Genomic DNA, 16,802 nt, shown 5'->3' on the forward strand with positions numbered 1-16,802 from the left:
ACCGCCAACGCATCTAGGTGCCATGGGAAAAACACTGCTTTGTCTTGGATTTGGCTATACCGCCCGGGCGCTTGCACCGCGCCTGCAGGCGGACGGCTGGAGAGTTATTGGAACCTCGCGGGACACAGTGGAGGCCGATGGCGTGGAGATGATCACCTGGCCCGGGCAAGAGGTGCCGCTGGACGGGGTGACGCATATCCTGAATTCGATCGGGCCGAATGCGGAGGGCGATCCGGTGCTGGCGGCGATCGGCAGCAGGATTGCCGCTGCTCCCGGTCTGGAATGGGTGGGCTACCTGTCCACCACCGCTGTCTACGGCCACCACGACGGCGCCTGGGTGGACGAGGACACGCCCGTTACGCCCTCCAGCCAGCGCGGCGACTGGCGGGCCTTGGCGGAGGCGCAATGGCAGGCCATTCCCGGCCTGCCGCTGCATGTCTTCCGCCTGGCCGGTATCTATGGCCCCGGCCGTGGCCCCTTTGCCAAGCTGATGGCGGGTAAGGCGCGGCGGATCATCAAGCCGGGGCAGGTGTTTTCGCGCATCCATGTGGACGATATCGCCCAGGTGCTCGCGGCCTCCATCGCGCAGCCGCGGCCGGGGGCGATCTACAACGTCTGCGACGATGATCCGGCCCCGCCGCAGGATGTGCTGGGCCATGCCGCGGAACTGCTGGGTTTGCCCATGCCTGCCGAGGTGCCGTTTGACGAAGCGGGCATGACCCCGATGGCGCGCAGCTTCTATGGCGAGAACAAGCGGGTGCGCAACCGGCGCATCAAGGATGAGCTGGGGGTGGACCTGCTGTATCCGACCTACCGCGAGGGGCTGCGGGCGGTGCTGGAGGCCGAGGACATGGATAGCTTTGTGCCGCCGGCGGAACCGCCGGGGGTTTAAGGACAAAGGCCGCCTGCACTTGCAGCCCCCGGTCTAAGCCTGCCTACACTGGCTTCCGCCTAGGGATGAAGCAAGTTAGGCCCGCTTTTCGCCAATCGTTGCCACACCCAGAACCTCCAGCACCTTGGCCTCGATCTGCGGGGCGTTCATCGCGGCAACTTCGTACATGTCCGCCGGGCTGGCCTGGTCGATGAAGGTGTCGGGCAGCACCATCGAGCGGTACTTGAGCCCGCCGTCGAACACGCCTTCCTCTGCCAGCAGCTGCGCGACATGCGAGCCGAAACCGCCGACAGCGCCTTCCTCGATGGTGATCAGCGCCTCGTGGTCCGCGGCCAGCTGCAGGATCAGATCGCGGTCCAGTGGCTTGGCAAAGCGGGCGTCGGCGATGGTGGGCGTGATGCCCTTGGCCGCCAGCGCTTCGGCGGCCTTTTTGACCTCGCCCAGCCGGGTGCCGAAGGACAATAGCGCCACGCGCTTGCCCTGCTGGACCATCCTCCCCTTGCCGATTTCCAGCACTTCCGGGGTTTCGGGCATGTCGACACCTTCGCCCTCGCCGCGCGGGTAGCGGAAGGCGATGGGGCCATCGTCATAGGCTGCGGCGGTGGCGACCATATGGACCAGCTCTGCCTCATCCGCGGCGGCCATCACCACCATGCCGGGCAGGTTCGCCATGAAGGCAATGTCGAAGCTGCCGGCATGGGTGGCGCCATCAGCACCAACGAGCCCTGCCCGGTCGATGGCAAAGCGCACCGGCAGGCGCTGGATCGCCACGTCGTGCACGACCTGATCGTAGCCGCGCTGCAGAAAGGTGGAATACATTGCGCAGAAAGGCTTCATCCCGCCCGCGGCCAGCGCCGCGGCAAAGGTGACGCCGTGCTGTTCTGCGATGCCCACGTCAAAGCAGCGCGAGGGGTAGCGTTCGGCCATCAGGCTGAGGCCGGTGCCATCCGGCATCGCCGCGGTGACGGCACAGATCTTGTCGTCCTTGGCGGCCAGCTTGACCAGCTCATTGCCGAAGACCGAAGTGTAGGAGGGCGCGTTGGAGGGCGCCTTTTTCTGCTCGCCAGTCACCATATCGAACTTGGCGGTTGCGTGGCCCTTGTCGCGGGCGCGCTCAGCAGGTCCGTAGCCCTTGCCCTTCTTGGTGAGCACATGGATCAGGATCGGGCCGGTCGCCCGCGCCTTGACGGTGCGCAGGACCGGCAGCAGCTGGTCCATGTCGTGGCCGTCGATGGGGCCGAGGTATGAGAAGCCGAGCGCTTCGAACATCGTGCCGCCGACCGCCATGCCCTTGAGCATATCCTTGGCGCGTTTGGCGCCTTCGCGGAACGGTTCCGGCAACAGCGAGACCGCGCCTTTGGCAGCCGCCTTCAGTTCCTGGAACGGCTCGCCCGCGTAGAGGCGGGACAGATAGGACGACAGCGCGCCCACCGGCGGGGCAATCGACATCTCGTTGTCGTTGAGGATCACGAACAGCCGCTTGCCCAGATGGCCTGCGTTGTTCATCGCCTCAAACGCCATGCCGGCCGACATCGAGCCATCGCCGATCACTGCGATGGCGTCCCCGTTGCCCTCGGGGATCACACCGCCCAGGTCGCGCGCGACGGCAAAGCCAAGCGCGGCACTGATCGAGGTGGAGCTGTGGGCCGCGCCGAACGGGTCATAGGGCGACTCGGAGCGTTTGGTGAAACCGCTGAGGCCGTCCTTCATTCGCAGGGTGCGGATGCGGTCGCGGCGCCCGGTCAGGATCTTGTGCGGATAGCATTGGTGGGAAACGTCCCAGATCACCTTGTCCCGCGGTGTGTCGAATACCGCGTGCAGCGCGGTGGTCAGCTCAACCACTCCAAGGCCCGCGCCCAGATGGCCGCCGGTGACGGAAACCGCGGAAATGGTTTCCTGCCGCAGCTCGTGCGCGACCTGCACCAGCTGCGCATCCGTCAGCCCCTTCAGATCCGCGGGGCGCGTGATCTGATCCAGAAGCGGGGTCTTGGGCCGGTCGGGCATGGTGTCTCCTTGGGCTGCGCCGGGCGGGGTGCCGGGGCGTGGCGCGCGGGGTTAGCTGTCGCGCGCAATAACGAAACGCGCGGCTTCCTTCAAGGTTTCGGCATCCTCACCATAAAGTGAGAGCGCGGCGCAGGCCTCGTCACACAGGGTCTGCGCGCGGGCTTTCGCCTCTGCCAGCCCCAGGAGCGAGACAAAGGTGGCCTTGCCGGCATCTGCGTCCTTGCGCACGGCTTTGCCCACCTTTGCGGCATCCCCTTCCACATCCAAGATGTCGTCGGCGATTTGGAAGGCAAGTCCCAGGGCGCTTGCGTATTGCCGCAACGGTGCCGGGTCTGCCCCGGCCAGAACTGCGCCGGCGGTGGCGGACCATTCGATCAGGCAGCCGGTCTTGCGGCCCTGCAGCCGGGTGATTTGCTCTAGCGTCAGCGGACCATTTGCGGTTTCGGCCGCAATATCAAGCATCTGGCCCGACACCATACCATCCTTGCCGGACGATTGCGCCAGACCGCGGATCAGGGTCAGCGCATGGGCCCCCACACTGGGATCTGCCAGCAGCTCGAAGGCGAAACTCTGCAGGCTGTCGCCCGCCAGCACCGCCATTGCCTCATCCCATTTCCGGTGCACGGTGGGCTGGCCGCGGCGCAGGTCGTCGTCGTCCATGCAGGGCAGGTCGTCATGCACCAATGAGTAGGCGTGGATGCATTCGATGGCGAGCGCGGCCTCGATGGCGGCCTCCGCCGGAACACCGTGCAAGCGGGCGCTTTCCAGCACGAGGAATCCGCGCAGCATTTTGCCGCCGGTGATGGAGTAGCGCATCGCGGCGTGCAGGTCGTCGCTGCCTGCCAGCCGTGCCTCCATATGCGCGGTGATGCGGGCTTGCGCGTCTTTCAGCGCCTCCGCAAAGGGGCGCGTCCGGGTGTCTGCGGCGGCGCTCATGGCTCAGCCGGCGTCCAGCGGCTGGGTGCCCTTGGGGGTGCCGTTGGCGTCGAGCGTGATTGCAGCGACCTTTTCCTCGGCGCGTTTCAGCTCGTCCTCGCAGCGTTTCTTCAGCGCCGCGCCGCGCTCGTAAAGCGCAATCGACGCATCCAGCGCCACATCGCCGCGCTCCAGCTGGTCCACCACGCCTTCCAGCTCGCGCATCGCCTGTTCAAAGCTCATCTGGTCTACGGGGGTCTCAGTCATGCCGGTGCCTTTATCAGTTCTTCCACATGCGCGCGGGTTGCCGCGGCCAGCGCGTTCAGATCATATCCGCCTTCCAAAGTCGAGACGATACGGCCCTGGCACAGCTCACTGGCAAGCTTACACAGTTCCGCGGTGAGCCAGGCGAAATCCGCGGTGGTCCAGTTGAGGCTGGCAAGGGGATCGTCCTGATGGGCGTCAAAGCCTGCGGAGATGATGATCAGCTCCGGTTTGAAGGCGCGCAGGCGCGGGAAGGCCTGGCCCTCATAGGCTGCCTGCATTTCTGCCCGGCCCGATCCCGGCGCCAGCGGCAGGTTGAGGATCTGGCCATGGGCGCCGTCCTCGTCCGGGCGGCCGGAGCCGGGCCAGAGCGGCATTTGCTGGCTGGTTATCAGAAGCGCGCGCGGCTCATCCCACAGCAGGTCCTGGGTGCCGTTGCCGTGATGGACGTCAAAGTCCACCACGGCTACCCGCTTGAGGCCGTGATGGTCCAGCGCGTGCTTGGCGGCCAGCGCCGCATTGCCGAACAGGCAGAAGCCCATTGCAGTGTCTGTTTCCGCGTGATGCCCCGGCGGGCGCACCGCGGCAAAGGCGTTCTGCACCTCGCCGCCCAGCACCATGCCGACGCCGCGCACCGCCGCCCCCGCCGCGCGGAACGCTGCATCCAGTGATCCCGGGGACAGGAAGGTGTCGCCGTCAAGCTGTGCCCAGCCTTCCGCCGGGGAGGCCCTGCGCAGGTCCGAGAGGTACGGCGCGGGGTGGATGCGGAGAATGTCATCCTCCGCGGCCATCGGGGCTGTCACGCGCCTCAGGTCCAGTGGCTCCAGCGCGTGCAGGATGTGCTCCAGCCTGGCAACCCGTTCGGGATGGCCTTCCGGGGTCACGTGGTTCAGGCAGTCCGCGTGGGTGATCAGAGCGGTTGTCATTCAGCGTTCCTCCTGCGGCCGGGCTTGGCGCGACCCTAGGGGGCGGCGGCCTTTGGCTGCAAGGGGAAACCCGGGGCGCTGCCCCGGACCCCGGGATATTTTGGGCCAGAAGAAGGAACCGGGATTGCGTTAATCCGGTGCCAGCATGTAACCCGCCCCGCGCACCGTCTGCAGATACTGCGGCTGCTTGGGATTCGGCTCGATCTTGCGGCGCAGCCGGGTGATCTGCACGTCCACCGCGCGTTCCTGCGCCTGGCCGCGGTCGCGGCCCAGGTCCTCGACCAGCTTGGTGCGGGAGACCGGCTCGCCGGGCTGGGCCGAGAAGATTTTCATCAGCTGGCTTTCGGTGCCGGTGAGGCGGATCAGCTCATCGCCCTGCCACATCTCGCCGCGCTCGATGTCATAGCGGATGGCGCCGAGGTGCAGCACCTTGGGCGCGGCCTCCTGCGCCACGGTGTCGGGCATCCGCCGCAATATGGCGTTCACCCGCAGCAGAAGCTCCTTCGGTTCAAAGGGTTTCGGCAGATAATCGTCCGCGCCGGCCTCCAGCCCGGCGATCCGGTCTTCGGTCTCGCCCCTGGCGGTCAGCAGCAGGATCGGGGTGGACATGGTTTCGCGCAGGGATTGGGTCAGCGAGATGCCGTCCTCGCCCGGCATCATCACATCCATGATGATCAGGTCGAAATCCAGCCCCGCCAGCACCCGCCGGGCATGGGCCGCATCGCGTGCCGCGGTCACCAAAAAGCCCGAGCGCATCAGGAACTTCTTCAAGAGGCCGCGGATGCGCTCATCATCGTCCACGATCAGCAGATGGGCGTCATGCATGGTCATGCACCCGTTTCGCGCAGCTTGGCATAGGCGCGGCGCATGTCGGCGTCCATCATCGCTTCCAGCACCTTCTTGAAACCCTGCACCGCCTCGGGGCCTGCGTCCTTGTAGGCGGCGCGCATCCGGGCGCGCTGGGCGTCCGACAGGGTGGCCTCCAGCGCGGCGCCCTGATCGGTCAGGTAGAGGTGGCGTTCGCGCTTATCCAGCTCGCCCACCTTGCTTTCGACCAGGCCGTCGCCGATCAGGGTTCGCAGCACCCTGTTCAACGATTGCTTGGTGACGCCCAGAATACTTAGCAGATTGTTCACCGTGGTGCCGGGCGAGCGGTTGATAAAATGGATCGCGCGGTGGTGCGCCCGGCCGTATGACAGTTCCGCAAGGATCCGGTCCGGATCGGCGGTAAAGCCGCGATAGGCAAAGAACATCGCCTCGATCCCCTGGCGCAGCTGCTCATCTGTCAGAAACAGCAGGCTTTCGCCGCTGTAACCCTGCCCTGTCCGGCCTTCAGGCATTCGGTGCCCCCTCGTTTGTCTTGCCGGTCAGTTTATGTCAGTGTTGTTGACATTCCAAGAGCGAAGATGTATCGAATCCCAGCTTTGACGCAATATTGTGTCCGGACCGGTCGCAGTTTGCGCAATTATCGAAAATCACCGCAGAGTTTCAGGAGGGTGCGGCATGGCTGGTTATGACGACCGCGACGGTGTGATCTGGATGGATGGGGAGCTGGTCGACTGGCGGGATGCCAAGGTGCATATCCTGACCCATGCGATGCATTATGCGTCTTCCGTGTTTGAGGGCGAACGCGCCTATAACGGCAAGATCTTCAAGAGCCGGGAGCATTCCGAGCGGCTGGTCGCCTCGGCCAAGGCGCTGGACATGCCGATGCCCTATACCGTCGACCAGATCGAGGCAGCAAAAGAAGAGACGCTGAAGGCCTCCGGTCTGCAGGACGCCTATGTGCGCGCGCTGGTCTGGCGCGGCGCGGGAGAGGATATGGGGGTCGCCTCGGCCCGCAATCCGGTGCGGATGGCCATCGCGGTCTGGGGCTGGGGCGCCTATTACGGCGATGCCAAGATGCAAGGCGCCAAGCTGGACATCGCGGAGTGGAAGCGGCCCAGCCCGGAGACCATCCCGGTGCATGCCAAGGCGGCGGGCCTTTACATGATCTGCACCATCTCCAAGCACAAGGCCGAGGCCAAGGGCTGCTCGGATGCGCTGTTCATGGACTACCGCGGCTATGTGGCGGAGGCGACCGGCGCCAATATCTTCTTCGTGAAGGATGGCGAGGTGCATACCCCGCTGCCGGATTGCTTCCTGAATGGCCTGACCCGCCAGACCGTGATCCAGATGCTCAAGGACAAGGGCATCACCGTGCATGAGCGCCACATCATGCCGGAGGAGATGGAAGGCTTTGAGCAGTGCTGGCTGACGGGCACCGCTGCCGAGGTCACCCCGGTGGGCGAGATCGGCCCCTACAAATTTGAAGTCGGTGCCCTGACCCGCGGGATCGCCGAGGACTACGAAAAACTGGTCCGGGCGTAAGCGCACTGCAGGTCTGATTGAAAACCCCCGCCCGTGTGGCGGGGGTTTTTCTTTGCGGCTGCGGCCGCAGGCTGCATGTCACAGAACATAGCGTCCTTTGCCATTTTCCTGCACATTTTCCGGGACTGTGCCATAAACGGGGCTATTGCAGAAAAGTCATTCCAGGCCGGCTGCAGGCTCGGCCCGATACGAAGGAGCAGGAACGCGATGGACCTGAGCATTGCCTATGTAAGTTATCTTGAGCTGGTCCTGCGGCTGGTTTGCGCCGCTGCTGCCGGGGCGCTTCTGGGGCTGGACCGGGAGCTGCGCCACCGCAAGGTGGGCATGCGGACCTATATGATCGTTTCGCTTGGGGCGGCAGGTTTCACGCTAATCACCATGGAAATGTCGATGGAGGCGCTGGCGCTTGAAATGGGCGCTGATCCGACCCGGATCATGCAGGGGCTTGTCGGGGCGATCGGCTTCCTTGGTGCCGGGGCGATCATCCAGGGGGATGAGCGGGTCGGGGGCATGGCGACCGCAGCCAGCCTGTGGGTGGCCGGAGGTGTCGGCATGGCGTCGGGACTTGGGTATTATGTCCACGCGGTGCTGCTGGCGCTGGGTGCCGCTGGCATCCTCGCGATGAGCCGTCTGATGACCAACCGCGGCAGAAAGGACCGGCCGGACTTTCACGACTGACTGCGCGCAGGAACGGGTTTCCAAGGCAAAGCCGCTCCCCTTGGCCTTGGCAAGGCTGCGTCTGATCGTTCACATTCCCTTGCAGATCGTCCGGGACCATGGACGGCGGATGCCAGACGCCTAACATCAGGGCCATGTTGGACCTGCTCAGCGATATCCTCACCCGGCTGTCCCTCAAGGGGACGCTTTACTTCCGCACCTCCTTCACCCCGCCGTTCGGGATCCAGGTGCCGGAGTACGAAAACGTCGCGCGGTTCCACTTTGTGCAGCGGGGCGAGCTGAACGTGCATGTGCCGGCGAGCGGCGAAACGCTGCGGCTGAAGCAGGGCGATCTGGTGCTGATCCCGCATGGCGCGGCCCATATGCTGCTGTGCAACGAGGTGCAGCCGCCGGAGGCGCTGCCGCTGGAGCAGGTGCTGGAGGATGCAGGCTATGACGGCGGCGGGGTGCTGGTTTACGGCGGCGCGGAGGAGGTGCGCGATACCCAGCTGATCTGCGGCCATTTCTCCTTTGCCGCCATGCCGGGGCGGCGCGGCGCCGGGCATATGCTGATCGACCGGCTGCCGCCCTATATCGTGATAGAAAACTACGGCGAGGCTGCCGGAGCCTGGATCGAGGCGACCTTGCGGATGATCGGCTCCGAGGTGGAGGGCGCCCGAATCGGCGGCGACCTGATTTCGCTGAAGCTGTCCGAGGTGCTGTTTGCCCAGGCCATCCGCGCTTATCTGGAGGTTCAGAGCCCCAGTGGATCGGCGCTGGCGGGGTTTGCCGACCCGCGCATCTCGCGGGCGCTGACAGCGTTCCACAAGGCGCCTGCCAAGGAATGGAGCGTCGAGGGCCTGGCGCGGGAGGCAGGCATGTCCCGCACCGCCTTTGCCCAGGAATTCGCGGCCAAGATGGCGGTGACGCCGATGCAATACCTGACCAACTGGCGGATGCAGATTGCCTGCCAGGGGCTGACAGAGCAGGGGCTGAATGTGGCCGATGCGGCGGAGATTGCCGGCTATGCCTCCGAGGCGGCGTTTTCCCGCGTGTTCCGCAAACAAGTGGGCATGTCACCCGCGGCCTACCGGCAGCAGCATTGCGCGGCCTGAGTGCCAAAGCGCCCGTTGTTTGAACGATCTGCAAGGTTTGCCGGAGGGGCTGAAATTCACCGTCCGGACAGTCTGCGCCACTCTGGGGACAGAGCCGCCAAACGGGCGGCCCGAAGACACCCGGAAAAAGGACCTGACATATGCCCCTCCGTTTCGTGACCCGTACTATTCATGCCTATCTTGATTATCCGGTGGCCGCCGCCCTGATGGGGCTGCCGTTTCTGTTGGGTCTTGGCGAAAGCAACCCGCTGGCGCTGTGGCTGTCGGTGGCAACCGGCATAGCCGCCTTTGTGCTGACGCTGCTGACCGACCATCACCTCGGCCTGATCCGGGTGCTGCCCTACAAGCTGCATCTGGCTGTTGACCTGATTGTCGGCATCACCTTTCTGGCGGCCCCTTTCCTCTTTGGCTTTGCCGGGCTCGACACGGCCTTTTATCTGCTGAACGGGGCTGCGGTGGTTGCGGTGATTTCGCTCAGCGCGCCGGAAGAGGCCGAGGCAGCCTCTGCCTGATCGTTATTGGCGCAAGAGCCAGTCCACCACTGTCTTGGCCCGGCCCTGAGCGCTGGGCCAGAGCACGTAGAACCCCTGATCGCCCAGGCGCGGTGCCTGCCACAGGATCTCCAGCGGCTGGCCGCCCAGGAAAATCCGCGGCACCAATGCGATGCCCTGCCCGTTCACCGCAGCATCCATCGCCAGCGCGGTCTGGTTGAATTGCAGGACCCGGCCCTTTGCGGTGAGCCCCTCCTGCCGCAGCAGATGGTCCCAGTGCCGGTGCCCGTCCTGGATCAGCGTATGCTGGGCGAGATCAGCCAATTCCAGAGCTTCTTCCTGTATTAGAGCCGAATCCGGCCTGGCCACTGCCACCAGATCAACCAGCGACAGGAGGGCGGAGTTCAAACTGCTCTCCTGCGGTTTGCTGCCTTGGCGGATGGCAATGTCGATGCCGTCGCGCTTGAAATTTGTCAGGTTTTCCTCGGCGACCACCCGCAGGTCGATGTCGGGATGCCGCGCCTCAAACTCCGGCAGCCGCGGCACCAGCCATTTGGCGGCAAAGGAGGGCGGCACCGACAGCGTGACCCGCTGCACCGCCGGGGCCAGCTTGTCTGTCGCCTCCCGGATCAGCGCCAGGGCCTGTTGCACCGGCGTGTGGTAGCTGCGCCCGGTGTCGGTCAGGGTCAGCCCGCGGGCATGGCGGTGGAACAGCTTGTGGCCCAGATCCGCCTCCAGCCGCCGCACCTGCTGGGCCACCGCGCCTTGGGTCAGGTGCAGCTCCTCTGCCGCGCGGCCGAAGTTCAGGTGGCGGGCGGCGGCGTCGAACATCCGCAAGGCATTCAGGTTGGGCAGGCGCATCAGGTCTCAGCCAGTAGATTTCCGGCAGTCTGGCGCGATGAGACATGATTGGTCAAGCGGCCGCTGAGCCGCCATTCTGAAGGCCAGCAAAGGAGTATGAACATGACCAAGGTTGCTCTCTTCACCGCCGCAGGCAGCGGCATGGGCGCGGATGCCGCCCGCCACCTCCACGAACAGGGGTATGAGGTTGCGATCCTCTCCTCCTCCGGCAAGGGCGAGGCTCTGGCGCAGGAGTTGGGCGGGGTAGGCCACACCGGCTCCAACCTGGAGCAAAGCGATCTGCAGGCGCTGGTGGACAAGGCGATGGACCGCTGGGGGCGGATTGATGTGCTGGTCAATTCCGCAGGCCACGGGCCCAAGGGCGATATCATGGAAATCAGCGATGACGACTGGCATCTGGGGATGGAATATTACCTGATGAACGTGATCCGCCCTTCACGCCTGGTGGCGCCGATCATGGCGGCGCAGGGCAAGGGGTCGATCATCAATATCTCCACCTTTGCGGTGTTTGAGCCGGATCCGCTGTTCCCGACCTCCGGCGTGTTCCGGGCCGGGCTGGCGAGTTTTACCAAGCTGTTTGCAGATAAGTTTGCAGGCCAGGGCGTGCGGATGAACAACGTGCTGCCGGGCTTTATCGACAGCCTGCCGGAGACTGAGGACCGCAAGGCGCGGATCCCGATGGGACGCTATGGCACCGCGCGCGAAATCTCTGCGCTGATAGCCTATCTGGCCTCGGATGATGCGGCCTATACCACCGGGCAGAACATTCGCGTTGACGGGGGGCTGACCCGTGCAATCTGACGTTCAGTCCCTGCCAAGGCAGGCCACGGTCAACCCGGCGTTTGTTCTGAAATGGGCCGCGTCCATCGTGCAGATCCTTGGGTACTCTGCCACCGCCTGGGGTTTGCACCCTTGGAACATCTATCTGTTCCTGGCGGGCCTCACGGGCTGGTTCCTGGTTGGCGTTTTGTGGAATGACCGCGCGATCATGCTGATCCACGTGGTGGCGCTAGGGGCGATGATTGCAGGCTTTTGGTCAAGTTAGAGCCTGTTATCCGCCCTTGGGGTCGATCAGCGGCTTGGCCTTGCCGCGCCGCAGGCCCAGCCGGTGCTCGCGCCAGATCACCAGCACATTGCCGGCAATGACCAGCGCCGCGCCTGCCAGCATCACCAGCGTCGGCCATTCATCGAACCAGACATAGCCGATGACAATGGCAAAGATCATCGAGGCGTAATCGTAGGGTGCCAGCATCGAGGCCGGCGCAAAGCGGTAGGAGGAGGTGACCAGGATCTGCGCCACCCCGCCGACCAGCCCGGCGCTGACCAGCAGCGCGGCTGTTTGCGCGTCCGGCATCACCCAGCCGAACGGCGCGGTCAGCAGCGCCAGGCCGGAGGCGGTCAGCGAGAAGTAGAAAACGATGGCGGCGGTATGCTCCGACTGCACCATGCGGCGGATGTGGATCTGAACGAATCCGCGCGCCACCGTGGCGCCGACCACCAGCAGGACACCCAGCATGGCGCCATCCTCCAGATTGCCGCCAAGGCGGGGCCAGATCATGATCAGCACACCCAGCAGGCCGATGGCCACAGCGCTGATCCGTACCATCCGGATGGTCTCCCCCAGGAACAGCGCCGCCAGGATCAGGGTGAAGATCGGGGTGGCATAGCCGATGGCGGTGACCTCCGGCAGCGGCAGCAGCGCCAGGCCCATGAAGGTCATCCCCATCGCCGAGGTGCCGACCAGCCCGCGCCACACGTGAAACATCGGTTTCTTCGTGACCAGCCCGTGCCGCAGCTCTCTGCGCGCGGCCAGCCAGATGACGATCACCGGGATGGCAAAGAAGGAGCGGAAGAACACCGCCTCGCCTGCTGGCACGGTCTCAGAGGTGGCTTTGATAATCCCCGACAAGGCGGTGAACAGCGCAATCGCGGTCACCTTCAGCAGGACCGCCAGCACAGGCCGATGCGATGTTAACGATTTCGCCATGGCGCGACCCTGCGCCCAAGCGCCGCAAAGATCAATGGCTTGATTTCGGCAGGTCAAGGCGCGCAAATGGCGCCGCCAGATGAAGGAGCCGCCGATGTATGACGCCAACCACCTGATCCGCCAGCTGCGCGACTCCTCCATGGGGCGCGAGGACGAAGTCTTTGCCCGGCTCCCGGACGGCGGCACGGTCACCTTCGGCGCGCTGTTTGCGGGTGCGGAGCGGATGGCCGCGGCCCTTGCGGCTCAGGGCATGCAGCCCGGGGACCGGGTGGCGGTGCAGGTCCAGAAAACCATTCAGGCGATTGAGCTTTACCTGGGCACTGTCATGGCTGGCGGCATCTTCCTGCCGCTCAACACCGCCTATACCGGGCCGGAGGTGGCTTACTTTGCCGGCGACGCCTCTCCGCGCGTGGTGGTCTGCGACCCGGCCCGGCTGGAGGAAATCAGCGCCATCGCCGGAGGGGCGCAGGTTCTGACGCTGGATGCCGCTGGGCAGGGCAGCTTGCGCGATCTGGCGGAGGCTCAGGACGGGTTTGACCCCGTGTCACGGCAGGCGGACGATCTGGCGGCGATCCTCTACACCTCCGGCACCACCGGCCGCTCCAAGGGCGCGATGCTGAGTCATGATAACCTTGCCTCCAACTCGCTGACCTTGCGCGACTGCTGGCGGTTCACCCAGGACGACGTGCTGATCCACGCGCTGCCGATCTTCCACACCCACGGGCTGTTTGTGGCGACCAATGTGGCGCTGTTTGCGGGCGCCCAGGTGGTATTCCTGCCGGGGTTCGATGCGGATGCGATTCTGGAGGCGATGCCCGCGGCCACGGCGCTGATGGGGGTGCCGACCTTCTATACCCGTCTGCTGGCGGATGCGCGGCTGACGCGGGAGCGGGCGGCGAACATGCGCCTGTTCATCTCCGGCTCTGCGCCGCTGCTGGTCGATACCCACGAGCAATGGCAGGCGCGCACCGGCCACCGCATCCTGGAACGCTACGGGATGACCGAAACCAACATGAGCACGTCGAACCCCTACGAGGGTGAGCGCCGGGCCGGCACCGTCGGCTTTCCTTTGCCGGGTGTCGAAGCGCGGGTGATGCGGGATGGCGCCGAGGTGCCTGCCGGAGAGATCGGCGTTCTGGAAGTGCGCGGGCCGAACGTGTTCCAGGGCTATTGGCAGATGCCGGAGAAAACCGCCGAGGAACTGAAGCCGGACGGCTGGTTCATCACCGGCGACATGGCGAAGATCGACGCCGATGGCTATGTCACCATCGTCGGGCGCGAGAAGGATCTGATCATCACCGGCGGGTTCAACGTCTATCCCAAGGAGGTTGAAAGCCTGATTGATGATTTGCCCGGCGTGCTGGAAAGCGCGGTCATCGGCGTGCCGCACCCCGACTTCGGCGAGGGTGTGGTGGCCGTAGTGGTGCCGGAGGGGGAGGGCACCAGCGCCGAGGCGATCAAGACCGCGCTCTCCGGCCAGCTTGCCAAATTCAAGCAGCCCAAGGAGTTCATTCTGCTGGACGCGTTGCCGCGGAACACCATGGGCAAGGTGCAGAAGAAAGCCCTGCGCGAAGCATACGCAGGGCTGTTTGTCTAATCTCTGCTCCACCCGGCCGAGAGGCCGGGCTGCGCCCGCCCAGGCAGGCACAGCCCTCAGGTCTTAGTGTGTATGAGCCGCCGCGTGCGCCTCTTCCTGGCGCCATTCCCGCACCGCCTGCGCCAGGATCTGGAAGGCGGAGTTCAGGAACAGACCGCCCATGATGCCTGCCACGATCAGGTCAGGCCAGCCTGTCGCGGTGCCCCAGACGCCAAGTGCTGCAATCATCACCGCCACATTGCCAATCGCGTCATTGCGCGAGCACAGCCAGACCGAGCGCACATTGGCGTCCCCGTCCTTGTAACGGGCCAGCAACAGCACCGAGATCAGGTTCGCCGCCAGCGCCATGAAGCCGATCAGCCCCATGATCTGCGCCTGCGGCACGCCAACGTAAAACACCTGATAGACGGTGGAGCCGAACACCCACAGCCCCATCAGCAGAAGGCTGATACCCTTGCCGAGTGCCGCCAGCGCCCGCGTGCGCAAGGTCGCTCCGATCACCGCCAGCGATATGCCATAGGTCAGCGCGTCGCCCAGAAAGTCCAGGGCGTCCGCCTTCAGCGCCTGGCTGCCGGACAGCTGGCCCGCGCCCATTTCCACAGCGAACATGCCGGCATTGATGGCGATCACCACCCACAGCCTGCGTTTGTAGTCGTCTGAGACCCCGTCGAATTTTGCGTCGTGATTGCAGCAGCCTGCCATTGCTCTTGTCCTCATTTCCGATTCGGGATCAATGTAGGGCCTCTAGTCACTAGAGCTTCAAGAGGTTTTGCAAATGTTTTCCATTGGCCAGCTGTCCAAGGCCACCGGCGTGAAGGTGCCCACCATCCGCTATTACGAGGAGATCGGGCTGCTGCCGCCGCCGGGCCGCAATGCCGGCAACCAGCGCCGTTACGGGCAGGACGGCATGGATGCACTGGGCTTCATCAAACATGCGCGCGATCTCGGGTTCCCGCTGGAGGACATCAAGGTGATGATGTCGATTGAGGGACAGCTGGGCGAGGATTGCTCAGAAGTTCACCGCATCGCTGAGGCCCAGCTGAGCGCAGTGCGCGCACGGATTTCCCGGCTGGAGCAGCTGGCAGGAGAGCTGGAGCGCATCACCCATCTGTGCGGCCACGGGCAGGGCGGCGAATGCAAGGTTCTGGCGGCGCTGGGGGATCACGGGCAATGTGAAGGCGAGCATTCCTGAACGGCCAAGGGCGTAGCTTGCCACAGCACGCTTCACCCTTGGAAATAGGACTAAGCCCTTCTTAGGGTCTGATATTCAGCCGATATTGCCCTGGTTTTCACCGATCTGGCCGCGGTGCAGCAGCAGGTGATCCAGGATCACACAGGCCATCATCGCCTCGGCCACCGGCACCGCGCGGATGCCGACGCAGGGGTCGTGGCGGCCCTTGGTGATCACCTCGGTGGCGGAGCCATCCTTTCGGATCGACTTGCGCGGGGTGAGGATGGAGGAGGTCGGCTTCACCGCAAAGCGCACCACAACATCCTGCCCGGTGGAAATCCCGCCCAGGATGCCGCCGGCGTGGTTGGAGGAATACTCCGGACCGTTTTCGCCCATGAAGATCTCATCGGCGTTCTCCGAGCCCTTGAGGCGGGCGGCATTCATGCCTTCGCCGATCTCCACGCCTTTGACCGCGTTGATTGACATCATCGCGGCGGCCAGATCAGTGTCCAGCTTGCCATAAACCGGCGCGCCGATGCCTGCGGGAACGCCGCGGGCGACCACCTCCACCACCGCGCCAACCGAGTCGTGTGCCTTGCGAAGGGCCTGCAGGTAGTCTTCCCACTCCTGCACTGCGCCGGCATCGGGGATCCAGAAATCATTCTGTTCGATCGCATCCCAGTCAAAGCGGCTGCGGTCGATCTCCAAGTCGCCCATTTGGGTCATGTAGCCCTTGATCTCCAGCCCCGGCACCAGCGCCTTGATTGCTTCACGTGCAACACCGCCCGCAGCAACCCGCGCCGCGGTCTCGCGCGCCGAGGAGCGGCCGCCGCCACGGTAGTCGCGGTTGCCGTATTTCTGGAAATAGGTGATGTCGGCATGGCCCGGACGGAAGGTCTGGGAAATCTCGCCGTAGTCCTTGGAGCGCTGATCGGTGTTCTCGATCATCAGCTGTACGGGCGTGCCGGTGGTCATGCCGTCGAACACGCCGGACAGGATCTTCACCGCGTCCGGCTCATTGCGCTGGGTGGTGTTCTTGTTCTGGCCGGGGCGGCGCTTGTCGAGCCACTGCTGCAGCATTTCCGGCTCCAGCGGTACATTCGGCGGGCAGCCGTCGACGGTGGCGCCAAGCGCGGGCCCGTGGCTTTCGCCCCAGGTGGTGACGCGGAAGAGGTGTCCAAAGCTGTTCAACGACATGAGGCGCGGTCTCCTTTGCGGGACGTGCTTAGCGGGCAGGGGCCTGTGTCTCAAGAGGGTTTCTCTGCGGCAAACGGGGCAAGGGGGCGCTGCCCCCGCCGCGTGCGGCGGCTCCCCCGGGATATTTTCTGCCAGAAGAACAGGGGACCGGCGCTGGCAGCGGTCCAGTTTGCCTGAAGCAAAGGTCCTGGCCGGGCTTTGGCTTGTCATTGCTGCGCCCCGGGCCTAAGGTCCGCGCCACCTCGGGGTGCGCTGCGGCGCTGAGATGACACCCGTTGAACCTGAACCGGATCACACCGGCGGAGGGAAGGTACTGGACAGCCTCCACCCTTGCCCAAAGCCGCAAAGGAGGATG

19 protein-coding genes and 1 riboswitch are annotated in these 16,802 nt (G+C 64.9%); of the genes, 9 read left to right on the plus strand and 10 right to left on the minus strand.

The features are described 5' to 3' along the window. Positions 1 to 22 precede the first annotated feature (22 nt). Complete coding sequence (locus PHA8399_RS17645) at positions 23 to 892, plus strand: SDR family oxidoreductase (RefSeq protein WP_058287429.1); 870 nt, start codon at positions 23 to 25, stop codon at positions 890 to 892. A 75-nt stretch (positions 893 to 967) separates the two neighbouring features. Here PHA8399_RS17645 and dxs read toward each other — a convergent pair whose 3' ends face one another. From dxs to PHA8399_RS17675, 6 genes are all read right to left on the minus strand, one after another. After that, a complete protein-coding gene (gene dxs / locus PHA8399_RS17650) occupies positions 968 to 2,896 on the minus strand; it encodes a 1-deoxy-D-xylulose-5-phosphate synthase (protein ID WP_058287430.1) in 1,929 nt (642 codons plus the stop codon). A 51-nt stretch (positions 2,897 to 2,947) separates the two neighbouring features. Continuing rightward, a complete protein-coding gene (locus PHA8399_RS17655) occupies positions 2,948 to 3,832 on the minus strand; it encodes a polyprenyl synthetase family protein (protein ID WP_058287431.1) in 885 nt (294 codons plus the stop codon). Positions 3,833 to 3,835: 3 nt separating this feature from the next. Further along, complete coding sequence (locus PHA8399_RS17660; RefSeq protein WP_019297546.1) at positions 3,836 to 4,078, minus strand: exodeoxyribonuclease VII small subunit; 243 nt, start codon at positions 4,076 to 4,078, stop codon at positions 3,836 to 3,838. After that, positions 4,075 to 5,001, minus strand: a complete 927-nt coding sequence (locus PHA8399_RS17665; RefSeq protein ID WP_058287432.1) for a histone deacetylase family protein — start codon at positions 4,999 to 5,001, stop codon at positions 4,075 to 4,077. The genes PHA8399_RS17660 and PHA8399_RS17665 overlap by 4 nt, the downstream gene beginning before the upstream one ends. A gap of 129 nt (positions 5,002 to 5,130) precedes the next feature. Continuing rightward, entirely contained in the window at positions 5,131 to 5,832 is a 702-nt protein-coding gene (locus PHA8399_RS17670; RefSeq protein ID WP_058287433.1) for a response regulator, read from the minus strand. Further along, positions 5,829 to 6,341 carry a MarR family winged helix-turn-helix transcriptional regulator gene (locus PHA8399_RS17675; RefSeq protein ID WP_058287434.1) on the minus strand — a complete coding sequence of 171 codons (513 nt, stop codon included), beginning with the start codon at positions 6,339 to 6,341 and terminating at the stop codon, positions 5,829 to 5,831. Before PHA8399_RS17675 ends, PHA8399_RS17670 begins: the two co-directional genes overlap by 4 nt. Positions 6,342 to 6,504: 163 nt before the next feature. Between PHA8399_RS17675 and PHA8399_RS17680 the strand changes: the two genes are divergently transcribed. The 4 genes from PHA8399_RS17680 (at position 6,505) to PHA8399_RS17695 (ending at position 9,655) form a co-directional block, all read left to right on the plus strand. Continuing rightward, the gene (locus PHA8399_RS17680; protein ID WP_058287435.1) at positions 6,505 to 7,371 is read left to right on the plus strand and encodes a branched-chain amino acid aminotransferase; all 867 of its coding nucleotides are present in this window, start codon (positions 6,505 to 6,507) and stop codon (positions 7,369 to 7,371) included. Between the two features lie 207 nt (positions 7,372 to 7,578). Further along, on the plus strand, positions 7,579 to 8,049 hold the full coding sequence (locus PHA8399_RS17685; protein WP_008557545.1) for an MgtC/SapB family protein: 471 nt from the start codon (positions 7,579 to 7,581) through the stop codon (positions 8,047 to 8,049). Positions 8,050 to 8,183: 134 nt separating this feature from the next. Then, positions 8,184 to 9,143: an AraC family transcriptional regulator gene (locus PHA8399_RS17690; RefSeq protein ID WP_058287436.1), complete on the plus strand. Its 960-nt coding sequence runs from the start codon at positions 8,184 to 8,186 to the stop codon at positions 9,141 to 9,143. A 140-nt stretch (positions 9,144 to 9,283) separates the two neighbouring features. Beyond that, a complete protein-coding gene (locus PHA8399_RS17695) occupies positions 9,284 to 9,655 on the plus strand; it encodes an SPW repeat domain-containing protein (protein WP_058287437.1) in 372 nt (123 codons plus the stop codon). A gap of 3 nt (positions 9,656 to 9,658) precedes the next feature. On the opposite strand, the gene PHA8399_RS17700 is transcribed toward PHA8399_RS17695, so the two are convergent. Further along, positions 9,659 to 10,495 carry a LysR substrate-binding domain-containing protein gene (locus PHA8399_RS17700; protein WP_058287438.1) on the minus strand — a complete coding sequence of 279 codons (837 nt, stop codon included), beginning with the start codon at positions 10,493 to 10,495 and terminating at the stop codon, positions 9,659 to 9,661. Positions 10,496 to 10,591: 96 nt separating this feature from the next. On the opposite strand from PHA8399_RS17700, the gene PHA8399_RS17705 reads away from it, so the two are divergent. Both PHA8399_RS17705 and PHA8399_RS17710 read left to right on the plus strand, forming a co-directional pair. Beyond that, positions 10,592 to 11,296: an SDR family oxidoreductase gene (locus tag PHA8399_RS17705; RefSeq protein WP_058287439.1), complete on the plus strand. Its 705-nt coding sequence runs from the start codon at positions 10,592 to 10,594 to the stop codon at positions 11,294 to 11,296. Further along, positions 11,286 to 11,540, plus strand: a complete 255-nt coding sequence (locus tag PHA8399_RS17710; protein ID WP_058287440.1) for a DUF6552 family protein — start codon at positions 11,286 to 11,288, stop codon at positions 11,538 to 11,540. Before PHA8399_RS17705 ends, PHA8399_RS17710 begins: the two co-directional genes overlap by 11 nt. Positions 11,541 to 11,546: 6 nt before the next feature. Here PHA8399_RS17710 and PHA8399_RS17715 read toward each other — a convergent pair whose 3' ends face one another. Next, positions 11,547 to 12,482: a DMT family transporter gene (locus PHA8399_RS17715; RefSeq protein WP_058287441.1), complete on the minus strand. Its 936-nt coding sequence runs from the start codon at positions 12,480 to 12,482 to the stop codon at positions 11,547 to 11,549. A 94-nt stretch (positions 12,483 to 12,576) separates the two neighbouring features. Here PHA8399_RS17715 and PHA8399_RS17720 point away from each other — a divergent pair, with 94 nt between their 5' ends. Continuing rightward, a complete protein-coding gene (locus PHA8399_RS17720; RefSeq protein WP_082649572.1) occupies positions 12,577 to 14,079 on the plus strand; it encodes a malonate--CoA ligase in 1,503 nt (500 codons plus the stop codon). A gap of 63 nt (positions 14,080 to 14,142) precedes the next feature. Here the strand turns inward: PHA8399_RS17720 and PHA8399_RS17725 are convergent, their stop codons facing one another. Beyond that, positions 14,143 to 14,781, minus strand: a complete 639-nt coding sequence (locus PHA8399_RS17725; protein WP_058287443.1) for a cation efflux transmembrane domain-containing protein — start codon at positions 14,779 to 14,781, stop codon at positions 14,143 to 14,145. A gap of 73 nt (positions 14,782 to 14,854) precedes the next feature. Here PHA8399_RS17725 and PHA8399_RS17730 point away from each other — a divergent pair, with 73 nt between their 5' ends. Beyond that, positions 14,855 to 15,271 carry a MerR family transcriptional regulator gene (locus PHA8399_RS17730; RefSeq protein ID WP_058287444.1) on the plus strand — a complete coding sequence of 139 codons (417 nt, stop codon included), beginning with the start codon at positions 14,855 to 14,857 and terminating at the stop codon, positions 15,269 to 15,271. A gap of 75 nt (positions 15,272 to 15,346) precedes the next feature. Here the strand turns inward: PHA8399_RS17730 and aroC are convergent, their stop codons facing one another. Next, entirely contained in the window at positions 15,347 to 16,447 is a 1,101-nt protein-coding gene (aroC, locus tag PHA8399_RS17735; RefSeq protein WP_058287445.1) for a chorismate synthase, read from the minus strand. Positions 16,448 to 16,680: 233 nt separating this feature from the next. Next, a riboswitch (TPP riboswitch) is annotated at positions 16,681 to 16,772 on the plus strand. The last annotated feature ends 30 nt before the right edge of the window (positions 16,773 to 16,802 follow it).

Source organism: Leisingera aquaemixtae (assembly GCF_001458395.1).
Classification (GTDB): domain Bacteria; phylum Pseudomonadota; class Alphaproteobacteria; order Rhodobacterales; family Rhodobacteraceae; genus Leisingera; species Leisingera aquaemixtae.